We start from the raw sequence: 11,679 nt of genomic DNA on the forward strand, positions 1-11,679 counted from the left end.
TTAAACATTAATAAAATCTTGTAGCTCACCTTGTGCTTGGATTTCATGCAGCATTTGATGCTCTAACCCTCTTGCTAAATGTTGACCGCCAGTATCTGCAGTAGAGCGAATAGATTCATTGTTGCCATAGTATTTCTTTGTATTCTCATCCTCTCTCGTTCGCTGTTTTGCAGAACTATTTTTAATACGTTTAATTCTAGGTACTGATGTATATTCATGTTTCAACTGATTCATTTGTACAAGATCAAAGTCTTCTGTTGAGCCATCTACTTGTTCATCTAATGTGAATCCCTCATCATTACCATCTTTATTTAAAGAACGATAAGTGTATTTCTTCGCCTCATCAGATTTTTCTTGGTCTTTTATTTCTGGATGTGAAATTGAAATATGTTCATATGAAATATGCTTATTTTTCATATGAACAATTTGTAGTACAGTCCACGTATTGTTAACCTCCTTTACACGAGCCTTAACTGTAATGGGTTGTGTAAAATTCCATACGAATTTCAAAGCCTTTCCTTGCAACCAAGTATATGCAATACTTTCGTATGCTTGTCGTAAATCTCGATTTGTTAACAGCCACACCAATTGATAAATAAACGCTGACTTCGTGTATTTCAACTCATATTGTGATGTTAAGCTAAGATGCACTTTATTTGGTTCATATACTTCAGTGAAGAACTGAGGAAAAGAATTAGACTCAAACAAACGATACAAAAGAAAGCCATTTGGAGCTAATATACTACGCAACACTTCAATGACTGGCAAAATAATATTCTTACCATCAAAGGAGAAGACAAAACTACGAGAAGTTGCAGGATCATTACTTCCTTGAATCTTCCAAGGTTTCTCATGACATTTTACTCCATTAGGATAAATAGTCATATCTACCTCTTTCACACCCTGAGGTGGCTGGCTTGCTGTAATCACACCATTGCTATAGAAATGTTGAATTGCCAGGGACGGTAACGTCCCCCAGTCCATAAGTATTTTTTCGGTGAATCCACGTGAACGAAAATATGCATGAATCATCATTTTATTTTCCATACGGAAAGGTTCTCCTATCCATATTAATTGTGCTTTTACCCCTTCAGTAAATGGCCATGCAATTTTAACCTTGTGTTTGCTCATGATTTTTCACTTCCTGTTTCATCCGTATATACGCTTCCAAATCAGACTTTATCTCATGAAAATGGTTTGACTTTACTGCGCCAAGGCGTTGCACTTTCCACAATTCAATTGGTTCTTGTTCCAGTAACATTCGATCTATAATCTTGCAGCAACGTCGAATTTGAAACCGTTGAGTAGACTCTTTAATATCATTTAATAGCTTTCTAGTCCGTGGAATTTTATCGATATGCTTATCTAGGTTTGCTAATATTCCAAGACGTTTTCCAATAAGAGAATTAGTAATTCTAATTGGCTTTTCTAAAACAATCAGTTCTTTGTATAGTTGCTTCACTTTTTCATAATATTCATCATCACGCTTCGACCAATCAACAACCATATTAGGAATCCCGTTCTTACTGTTCTTTGGTAATTGTTCAAACAACCATTCTTTATCATGTCGATACAAATACATATACTGTTTCGGGAAACTATTGCGGATTTGTGTTCTTGTATAATCACGATATTGTTGTATCCCTATAATTAGTTGCTCTCGGTACTGCTTAAACAATAAAGAATGGCTTATATTAAATACTTCTCCTTCTTTTTCATGTACATTTAAATACTTCTTAACGGTTTTAGAATCGACGCCAAGTATCTTAGCCATCCCTCTAGTACTTAGTTCTCCCTCATTTGCTAAAGTACGTAGTTTATCTGCCCAGACATCTCCAAACGCTTTTATACGCCCAATCCGGAATTGATCTTCACCAAGCTTGTCTGGACCTTTTCTTGAGTAAATAAAGCCGCAAGAACAATTAAATGTCCCTATAGAAGCATTTGATTTAAAATCTCTTGTAACAGTTACCCTTGAAATTACATGTTTCTTATAATGAATAGCTGCTTTATTTAAGCAAGGCCATGGACCTTTCCCAAATGGACCTTGGTTTTCTTTCACTAAGATTAGTTGTGGTACATCTAGGTCTAAATAGTAGAAGAAGAGTAGGTGTCGAATCGGATGTACATGACGTATTGAATTACGTGTTATAACTTTTAACCAGTTATATTCATCCGCAACATTAATTGCGGATTCGTATTTTTCTAATAATTCTTTTGGAAACTTTGAATGAAAAGTTTGATACAACTCAGCTTGTCTTACACGATTGAACACAGTGACTAAATTACGTTCTCTTAGTAGGCTACGATATTTTTGATTAATAATTTCTCTTGAAAACGCTGTTATATGCAACAACTGGTACGCCATCTTTGCTAATTGAATTTGAATCTCGAAATACTCGTATGATTCCACTTCTTGCAATACTGAAAAGTTCATTCGTTTCGCATCAAATCGAACAAATTCAATTCTACTTTGCATTGAAAAATCAACTGGATACTTCTTTAAACGTAGCTCATGATGTGCGCATATATCAATTCCTTGTAGTTGATGTTCACGATGAATATATGGCTCTCCGTATCGCTCAAGATCAGACTTAGCGCATTTGGGACAGTAGTAAAGCCCATTCTTCTTACAAATGCTGCCTGCCACAAACCCTAGCCTTGTATATAATGCTTTACCGTCACCTTGCACATCCCGAAAAACTTCTTGTTGCCTCTTTTTAGAGAGAAAAGGAGCATAGAATGGATAAATTGTATGCTTGGCTAATAAACTGGCTACTGAATAATGCGCACCCATTTGTTGAGCCAATGTATTAAAATGGCTACCAATCTCTACACTCGGAATCACATTACGACTTTGAAACACTTCTTCTAGCGTATCCTTGCAATCAATATTTCCACTATAGAAATGATAACGGGCAATTGCAGAATAAATTAATTCATCTGAATATGGTTCTGTAAAAAATGATAGCATCTTAATTGCCTCCTAGTTATAACTCGACATATTTTTATAATGTCGATATAACTAGGTTTTTAGACAATAGCTATTCTCTTACTACAAACATGTTAGATATCTATACTTTTTTATAAACCCCTGGTTTTACACGTTTCCATTTTTCACTACGTTTTAGCGCATACCACATTGAGCTATTCGGTGGCTTTACATACGTTCTAATAATTTCATTATAATGACGACTTTGTTCAAATAGTTTAACTAACTCATCAACAATAACTTGCTCTCCCGGAGACACAGACTTTTCATACTCCAAGATGAAATCAAAAGTCCCTTGATTCATAGAATAGTTTTCTCGCATATTTTCCCCTCACTTTCTCTAAAATGATTTTAACGCTCGATGTTGGTTAAATATATATCTGTACGATTACTAATAATAGAATTCTTCCAACGGATTTTTAATATAACCCTTTGCTTTTAACAATTCATATGGGTGCTGTTTCTTTTCTAATGCTCGTTTTCTTAATGCTAGTAATGGCAAAATCTCCGCTCTTTGCACTTTGGCCTTATTTTTCTGCTCTTTTTTTTGTTGATTTAACGAAATAGACTGCTGGATAGCATCTGATTTAAGTAGATTAATATCTGTATCTAACGGACTTTTCTCGACTAATTTCGTCACTAACTTTTTTATTTCAGTAATGTTTAAGATATCAAAAATACCAAGTGCCGCTACTTCAACGCTTAAATTTTCAATCATATCTTGACGTTTATACTCAATAGTATTTTGCCGTTCTTTAAATGCCTCCTGAATTCGCCCTGTAATCTCAGTATTTCGTTTATGATTAATCATCACTTCATCTAAGTTAATCATGATGTCTTCATATTTCATCATATCGGCTAAATTATTAGTACGAATAGCTTTAATCATTGGTTGAATCGTTTGCATATCTTCTTTAGCAGTCTTTTTCAACACTTGCGGTGTTATGATTTCATCTGTATTATTCTCATCAAATAATGCTCTTTCTTGAGCTAAAATAAATAAGTTTACAGCAATAGCCGTAACACCTTGGCATTCATAGTAAAACGCTTTTTTAACGTCTTCCGTAAGTTCAGAATGTGTTTTCAAACACTGCAACTCCCAAAGTGTTTCTAAAAAAAACTGCCATTCCTCGCTTTCTTCAGCCATACGATCCCAAATAACTGCTCCATCACTTGCAGCACGTCTCGCTTGTCTAAAGTTTCCTTTAAACAGCTTTTGCGCTTTAGAAGTACCGATTAATACTGTCGGAATACCTACCGTATTTGAGAGTGTTACAAAGAAATTCAACATTTCTTCTTGGTCATTTTTGGAATGGAGTAAGTGCTGAATTTCATCAATAACTAGTACACCAATCCCATACATACTTGCTAGTGATGTCATATGCAAAAGCATTGTGGAAGTAACGCGATTTAAGTATCCGAATTTTTCTAAATAGCGTGTCCCAAGTAGCTTTAAAGAAGCTTTTACATAGTGTAGATAGACTACCATCATAAGGACAATCGATTTTAAGCCAAACAATTTGCGTGCGATTAAAAGGCTGTTGAGCATATTCCTCATGTTTAATGACTTGAGGATACATCAAAAGTAATCGTTCAATTGCAGTTGTTTTCCCAATACCTGATATTCCAATAATAGATAGGCTATCGGCTGTAGAGCGAATATAATTCAATCTCTCATCTATATTCTTTAGAGAAGGTTCTTCTGCTTCCCTTAGTTCATGTAATACCCTAATACGTTCAAAGAAAGTTTTATCTAAAGGATTTCTAGCTAAATACCCTCTTCTAATTAATGTAGATAATCTTCGTTCCACTTCAAAATGAACAGGTAAAGGCTGAATGAAGTTTTTCACTCGCTTTAACATATGGTAACGAATATTTGGTTCACTTAGTTTATCTTGTCTACTAATATTTGGTGTTACTAGAAAACGACTAAGTACATCATCTTCATCAAAGATAGGAGGAAGGGCTTCAATAAACGGATTATTATCGTATTCGCATAGATCTTGTTTTTTATAGCTCGCTTTTTCAAAATCACCTTTTAAAACAACAATGTCGTTATTTCTTTCCAAACTCCTCATCTCGCTTCTTCTTTAGTTTATCCATAAGGCGTGAGCTTGATTTTTTTGGTAGGTATGTCGTTGATTTTTTCTTTCGTTGCAAAATCTATTACATCTGCTCGTAGGTCATTTGGTTTATTAACTAAATCAAACTTTTCATCTTCTCGGTTTAACGCTTTCTCTACTTTTCGATTAACTCTTATATCTCGTAATTTTTCTGCTTTATTGAGTGTTTGCGATACAGTTTGCTTTTTCTCTTTCATGGCTTTTTTTACAATTTCCTCAATCGCTAAATCTGCATTAATAGTGTTTTCTCTTTGCTTAGCCTGTTCTTCAGCTTTTACCTCTTGGAGAAGTTCCCGATAGAACCCTATTTCTTCTAACGTATCGCTTTTATATTCCAAGCTAGTGTCTAATAAATAGCAAGAATCAAAATTTCTACCGTCAGCGTGTGGTATATAGATTTGATTCATTTCACGGGGGTCATATAATACTTCAATACTTGAACTTTTTAACTTCACGTACCACTGTTCATTTATCGCTTTTTCTGAGCCATAAAATAATCCCTTAAACTTAAGTCCAGCACGTGTAATTCGTGCCTTTCCTTTCGGTAATAAATTTAATCTAAATACATTATTATCCGTTACAATTTGCAAACGACCTTTTTTATTTGCAATGCCCCATTCCCACAAGTTAATAGGTGTAGCTGTTAAACCGCTTGTGATCATACCTTTTTCAAGTGGATATTTTTCAATGAATTTTTGGTTATGCTGCAGTACTAAATGGATCACCACTTTTGTGAATTCCCTTATACTCAAACTAGCATCTAAACGATAATCTCTATCTCCTCGTTCACGAAATTCCTTTTGAATTGATCCTGGTGTCTTACGTTTAATTTTGCCATTTATCGTACGGAATTGACGCTCAATTATACCTTTTAAGTCACCTCGATATGCGGAGGTATTTTCAATCTTGATATTTAAGTTATTAATTAGATTTTCTACCGAATAGCCTTCAAACTCACCACGGTCCGCAATAATGATTTCCGGCAAATGATTAGCAGGCCATTGACTACTCTTGATGTTAATATCAAATTGCTCACAGTATTCGACTTTATTAATTATCATGTTATCTAACGCCATCATCGCACCAATCCAAGATGGTCCTTCAAGACCCACATAGATACCTGTAATCATTCTTGAGTAAACATCTATAATGCCATAGACAATAGGGCGACCAATAATTAATGATCGATCAAATGAGCTTACTAGGTAAATATCAGCAATCGTTGCATCAATTTGAAAACGAGTACCTGGACCATCTGTTTCTTGAGTAGAATTACTTAAAATTGGACGATGTTTTAAATCAAACTCTTTAGCACTCTTACGTAAAGTAATATCTAATTTTGGATCTTCGTGTTTCTTAAACCAATAATAAAACTGATTATAAGTGGGTATTTTAGAAGAATCCCATACCTTATGCTTAACTGTATTATTTTCGTAGTATTTTTCTGAATAAAATTCCCGCAGAAGGTGATCATATGTCTCTGCCAATGTAATTTGTTCTTTCTTACGATAGTATTTCTTAATAACATAGGCAAATTGCGTTTTTACTTCTTCAGTGATGTTAATGCCTTGCTGACCATAATCAGATAGAGCATATTTTCTTGGACGACCTACTTTTGAGTTAGAAAGGTCACGCTCCTTGCCTTTTCCACCAGAGTACATGTAGTCTGGCAACAATGCATTCTTATTTAAACCACGTTGCCAAAAGCGAGTGAATGCACGTTTTACTTTTAATTTACTTACATTCGAATTTTTTGTTATTTCTAAAAATGCCCCCTCACGAGTCTTCTTCTCTAACAGTGCATCCTTATGATTCGCCCAGCCACTCGAAACAACTGCCCAATCTTCATCACGCTTTTCAATTTGCTTTTTGGTTAAATCACCATCTGAGTAACTTTTGACATACGGATCTGGAATAGCTAATAATACTTCTGCTTGTACTTCAGCTTCAAGAGTGCCTATATCAATTCGCTTAGGCATTGCCGTATCACCACAATGTAGTTCTACGTAGTAAGCTATTGAATTGTCAATTTCTATAACTCGCAAACGATTTTTTTCTTCTTTATTGACGTACTGATACACTTGGTTATAAAAAATCATATTGCCGTCACCTTCTCCGAAAAGTCAGTTCTAACTGCTTTTATTGAAATTATTTGATTCACATCCAACTTATCTTTTAAGTTAATTTCAATCGCTTTGGTGATGATGAGATGTTTGAACAATGTAAGCCCACAACCAGCCGATAATCCGTACACCATTTCGATTTGCTGCGCACACTCCCGAACTGTCATTTCCTCGGACAGAAGATTACCTATCAGATATACACTGAACTCGTCTAACTCCGATTCCTTAATATCTTGGAAGTCTTCTATATAACTTAAATCTGCATAGCCATGCACAAATGCTATATTTGTCGCTATTGTCTTAGGAACTTCATTTTCAGTTACAATACCCCAATTAACACCTTGCCGTTCCCAATAAACACGCTCAATTTCAAATTTCTCTAACAATCGCTCATTAACTAAATCATCTTTATACTTGAGTGTTCGTGCTACATCAACATGCTGCCCATCTTTCAATACCGAAACAATAAAATCTGTTGTCATTACTACAGGTTCTTGTGTCCTTGGATCTCTAGGGTGTTTAATCCCTAATTCTTTTGCAATTAGTAACGTTTCTTCTATAGGGAGTAGGGGATACTGCTCACGTATATCAATTATAGAATCAGAATATTCCAATAAATAAAAGTAGTTTCTTTCTAAGTCTGAAAGAAATTCATACTGCCTTTTTATTTTAATGCCCTTAAGGCGTGTTGAACGTCCAAGTGAAGATACATCCTGAATAGCTAACCATGGTTTATAATCTATTTCGACACCTTGTCCACGACCGTCTTTAAGTTTCTTTTCAGTTGAAGATGAGCGTTTACGTTTTGCGATAGGGTATCACCTCTTTCTATTCATAGTTGTGTTATGAAGAGCTTTAAGATACGAACGATGATTAGATATTTTCATAACCTTATCATTGGTTATATCTAAAACTAAGTCTTCATTTAGCTCTAGCTCTGTCATTAAATAATATTCAATCATTATTATTAAGAGCGTTGTTAATTGAAGTAGTTCATCACCTTTTACTGCTTTGTTTTTCAACTTTTCATCAAAATGAGTATTATAGTTTCTAGTATTCTTTATATCCTTTATTAAATCTTCAAAGTTGATACCTTGAGGTTTAAATAAATCATATGATCGACTATAGTTTGGATGAGAGGTGTCTTTCACTGGTCGCAATAAATCGTCTAAACGTTCATGTAAAGAAGGTTCGTTAGAAAAATTCAATTTACCTTGTAACCACGCTCTATCCTCTTCAGGTACTGACGAAATAATACTTTTTATTTTCACCTTATGTTCAATTTTAGGTAGCACCTCATTTTTTCTAGTCAGACGATGATACGCTTCCAATGCTTGAACTGCATTTAAAAAGTGTCTTTCATTTGATGTTCGTTGATAGTTAATCCCTATATATAATTCAATTACAGGCAGTAAAAGTTCATTTTTAGAGAACCAGTTTTGCATACACCTCTCAAAATTGTTAACTATTTTATCAAGTCTTATAGTAATGTCTACAAATCTCAATTTAGGTATATTTTCTAATGTCCCAATTTCAATGCCAGGTCCATAAACCACAAAGGGCAAAGTAAATTCAGCTTGATCGTCAAGTATTGGAGAAGCAATAACTTTTTCAATGTAAGTACGATTTGATGTACAGAGTGTAAGGAAATCTCTTACTTGATTAATTATATTTAGAGTGTTTTCTAAGGGGGTAGGCTTATTGAATTCTAATTTAAATTGACAAACTGTATTTATTTTAAATTCATGGGAATACTGGGACCCGTAATCTGGTTCAACATAATAAACTACGCTGAACAGAAAATCTTCATGTTTACAGTCAATATTTTTGAGAGTTTTTGCTGTGATTAAATGTCCTTTTTCTTTATCAAATTCTATCTCAATAGCTTCTTGATGTGCCCATATATCCATGTTACTCAGTTTAAAATAAACCTCTGTAACAAGTATATCTTCGGATTTTTTAAATAAAACGTCTTCCAATACATATCTACTTCTAATAATAATTTCATAGCGATTAGAATAATTATTTCCAAAAGACATTGAAACACTCTGCCCTACACTACAATCAACCAATGTAAAAGATGTTCCCTTATGTGTTTTACCATATACAACCGATGAGAAGTACGGTAGTTCGATGGCTTCTTCACTATAGAGCTTCAGTAAATATATCTTTTCTTTATGATTAATTTCAAGTATGCCATTTAGCCATGTATCACAGCCCATTACCTTCCATTTACCATACTGTATCCCATTATCTTTAGACAATTCAAATCCCCCTTGCCGAATTTTCACTCCAATAATTATCTGAAAAATAAAAAAACCTCTTAAGGATATATTATCCTAAGAGGTCATTTCTTATCAATCTTTATTATAAATTATCAATCTTTTTTAGAAATTATCGAACTTTGTTATAAATTATCAATCTTTATTTCAAATCCACAGGTGAAGCATCGCATCTTTTTTACTTATTCAACCGTAACTGACTTCGCTAAGTTTCTTGGTTTGTCAACGTCACAGTCTCTATGCAATGCTGCGTAGTAGCTGATCAGCTGTAATGGGATTACTGCTACTAGTGGTGCGAATAGATCGTGTACTTTTGGAAGTACAAAGCGGTCTCCTTCTTCTTGGAAACCTTCCATTGCGATAATGCATGGGTTTGCGCCACGTGCTACTACTTCTTTTACGTTACCACGAATGTTTAGGCTAACCGCTTGTTGAGTGGCAAGAGCGAAAATTGGTGTACCGTCCTCAATAAGTGCGATTGTACCGTGTTTTAACTCCCCACCAGCAAATCCTTCTGCTTGGATATAAGAGATTTCTTTTAGTTTTAATGCACCTTCTAAACTTACATAGAAGTCGATATTGCGTCCGATGAAGAATGCATTTCTTGTTGTTGCTAGGAATTCTTTTGCAATTTGTTCCATTTCTTCCTTGGAATCTACAATTGTTTGTACTGCATTTGCTACAATACCTAGTTCTTTCACAACTTCAAAATCTAATGATTTGCCTTGCGATTGCGCGTACACAGAAGCCGTCACCATTAGTACTGCCACTTGTGCAACATACGCTTTTGTTGATGCAACTGCGATTTCAGGACCTGCATGAAGTAACAAAGTATGATCTGCTTCACGAGAAAGAGTAGACCCAGGTACGTTTGTCATTGTAAGCGTTGGGTAACCTTTTTCTTTTATTTTCACTAGTACTTGTCTGCTATCTGCAGTTTCACCTGATTGTGTAATGAACATAAATAATGGTTTTGCAGACAGAAGTGGCATGTTGTATCCGAATTCACTCGAAATATGCACTTCCACTGGAATACCTGCAATTTTCTCAAAGTATTCTTTTCCAATTAGACCCGCATGATAACTAGTTCCTGCAGCAATAATATATAGACGATCTGCTTCATGTAGTGCCTTTAAAATAGCTGGATCTATTGTAAGCTCACCTTGTTCGTTTTGGTACGCTTGAATTATTTTACGGATTACAGCTGGCTGCTCATCCATTTCTTTTAGCATGTAGTGAGGATATGTTCCTTTTTCAATATCACTCATATCTAGCTCTGCTTTGTATGGAGCACGTTCTACTTTTGTTCCATCAAGCTTTTGAATTTCTACAGAATCTTTATGCACGATCACAATTTCTTGATCATGAAGCTCTACATATTGTTCTGTTACTTGTAGCATCGCCATTGCATCTGATGCCACTACGTTAAAGCCTTCACCAAGTCCTACAAGAAGTGGTGATTTATTTTTTGCTACATAAATTGTATTTTCATCTTCTTTATCAATTAATGCTAGTGCATATGATCCGTGAATAAGATGCAATGTTTTTCTAAGTGCATCGACAGTCGATAAACCATCATTAGCAAATTTTTCGATAAGCTGTACAATTACTTCTGTATCTGTATCAGAAGCCATTTCTACATGAGCTAAATATGCCTTTTTCATTAGGTGGTAGTTTTCAATTACACCATTATGCACAAGTGTATAGCGTTGTGTTGTACTTTGATGCGGGTGCGCATTTAACTGGTTTGGAACACCATGTGTTGCCCAACGAGTATGACCAATCCCTAGTTTTGCATCTACGTCTTCGTCTACTACGTCACGTAAATCAGCAACACGACCTTTTTCTTTGAAAACTACTACACCATCTTCATTCAGTACAGCGATTCCCGCTGAATCGTATCCACGGTACTCTAATTTCTCTAAACCTTTTAATAGAATTTCCTTTGCATCTAACTCACCAATATATCCTACAATTCCACACATAATCTATTCCTCCATTTATATACATTCAAGTCAAAATAAGCTCTCTACACTTAAAGTGCAGTAGCTCATTAAGCTAAGAATGCCTTCTTTTCCCTTTGTCATTCGATCGCTCGAATAGTTTATGGAAAAGAATTACAACCGGGCATATTACGGTCGGGAGGCATCCGCCGAATA

The 11,679-nt window shown here is 34.9% G+C and carries 9 protein-coding genes; all 9 read right to left on the reverse strand.

Going from position 1 to position 11,679, the window contains the following annotated elements; translation table 11 throughout:
• The 9 genes from MHH81_RS19270 to glmS all read right to left on the reverse strand — a co-directional run bounded on the left by MHH81_RS19270 (position 1) and on the right by glmS (position 11,505).
• Complete coding sequence (locus tag MHH81_RS19270) at positions 1-1,131, reverse strand: hypothetical protein (RefSeq protein WP_340924508.1); 1,131 nt, start codon at positions 1,129-1,131, stop codon at positions 1-3.
• On the reverse strand, positions 1,112-2,974 hold the full coding sequence (locus MHH81_RS19275) for a TnsD family transposase (RefSeq protein WP_340924509.1): 1,863 nt from the start codon (positions 2,972-2,974) through the stop codon (positions 1,112-1,114). The genes MHH81_RS19270 and MHH81_RS19275 overlap by 20 nt, the downstream gene beginning before the upstream one ends.
• 100 nt (positions 2,975-3,074) lie before the next feature.
• Positions 3,075-3,314 (reverse strand): hypothetical protein, encoded by a 240-nt coding sequence (locus MHH81_RS19280; protein ID WP_340924511.1) that lies wholly within the window; start codon positions 3,312-3,314, stop codon positions 3,075-3,077.
• 69 nt (positions 3,315-3,383) lie between these two features.
• Positions 3,384-4,373, reverse strand: coding sequence for an AAA family ATPase (locus MHH81_RS21415; RefSeq protein WP_445678110.1), 990 nt, complete (start codon positions 4,371-4,373; stop codon positions 3,384-3,386).
• The gene (locus tag MHH81_RS21420) at positions 4,327-5,070 is read right to left on the reverse strand and encodes an ATP-binding protein (protein WP_445678111.1); all 744 of its coding nucleotides are present in this window, start codon (positions 5,068-5,070) and stop codon (positions 4,327-4,329) included. Before MHH81_RS21420 ends, MHH81_RS21415 begins: the two co-directional genes overlap by 47 nt.
• Before the next feature lie 17 nt (positions 5,071-5,087).
• The gene (locus MHH81_RS19290) at positions 5,088-7,214 is read right to left on the reverse strand and encodes a Mu transposase C-terminal domain-containing protein (RefSeq protein ID WP_340924513.1); all 2,127 of its coding nucleotides are present in this window, start codon (positions 7,212-7,214) and stop codon (positions 5,088-5,090) included.
• Entirely contained in the window at positions 7,211-7,852 is a 642-nt protein-coding gene (locus MHH81_RS19295) for a TnsA endonuclease N-terminal domain-containing protein (RefSeq protein WP_340924515.1), read from the reverse strand. Before MHH81_RS19295 ends, MHH81_RS19290 begins: the two co-directional genes overlap by 4 nt.
• A 204-nt stretch (positions 7,853-8,056) precedes the next feature.
• The gene (locus tag MHH81_RS19300; RefSeq protein WP_340924517.1) at positions 8,057-9,502 is read right to left on the reverse strand and encodes an ApeA N-terminal domain 1-containing protein; all 1,446 of its coding nucleotides are present in this window, start codon (positions 9,500-9,502) and stop codon (positions 8,057-8,059) included.
• A 200-nt stretch (positions 9,503-9,702) separates the two neighbouring features.
• A complete protein-coding gene (glmS, locus tag MHH81_RS19305) occupies positions 9,703-11,505 on the reverse strand; it encodes a glutamine--fructose-6-phosphate transaminase (isomerizing) (RefSeq protein ID WP_340924519.1) in 1,803 nt (600 codons plus the stop codon).
• Positions 11,506-11,679 lie beyond the last annotated feature (174 nt).

The organism is Psychrobacillus sp. FSL H8-0484, from assembly GCF_038005325.1.
In the GTDB taxonomy this organism is placed as follows: Bacteria; Bacillota; Bacilli; order Bacillales_A; family Planococcaceae; genus Psychrobacillus.

Coding starts and splice junctions, on each gene's coding strand:
- MHH81_RS19280 (WP_340924511.1), bottom strand. CDS start 3,314: ATGCGAGAAAACTATTCTATGAATCAAGGGACTTTTGATTTCATCTTG.
- glmS (WP_340924519.1), bottom strand. CDS start 11,505: ATGTGTGGAATTGTAGGATATATTGGTGAGTTAGATGCAAAGGAAATT.
- MHH81_RS21420 (WP_445678111.1), bottom strand. CDS start 5,070: ATGAGGAGTTTGGAAAGAAATAACGACATTGTTGTTTTAAAAGGTGAT.
- MHH81_RS19270 (WP_340924508.1), bottom strand. CDS start 1,131: ATGAGCAAACACAAGGTTAAAATTGCATGGCCATTTACTGAAGGGGTA.
- MHH81_RS19290 (WP_340924513.1), bottom strand. CDS start 7,214: ATGATTTTTTATAACCAAGTGTATCAGTACGTCAATAAAGAAGAAAAA.
- MHH81_RS19275 (WP_340924509.1), bottom strand. CDS start 2,974: ATGCTATCATTTTTTACAGAACCATATTCAGATGAATTAATTTATTCT.
- MHH81_RS21415 (WP_445678110.1), bottom strand. CDS start 4,373: ATGACATCACTAGCAAGTATGTATGGGATTGGTGTACTAGTTATTGAT.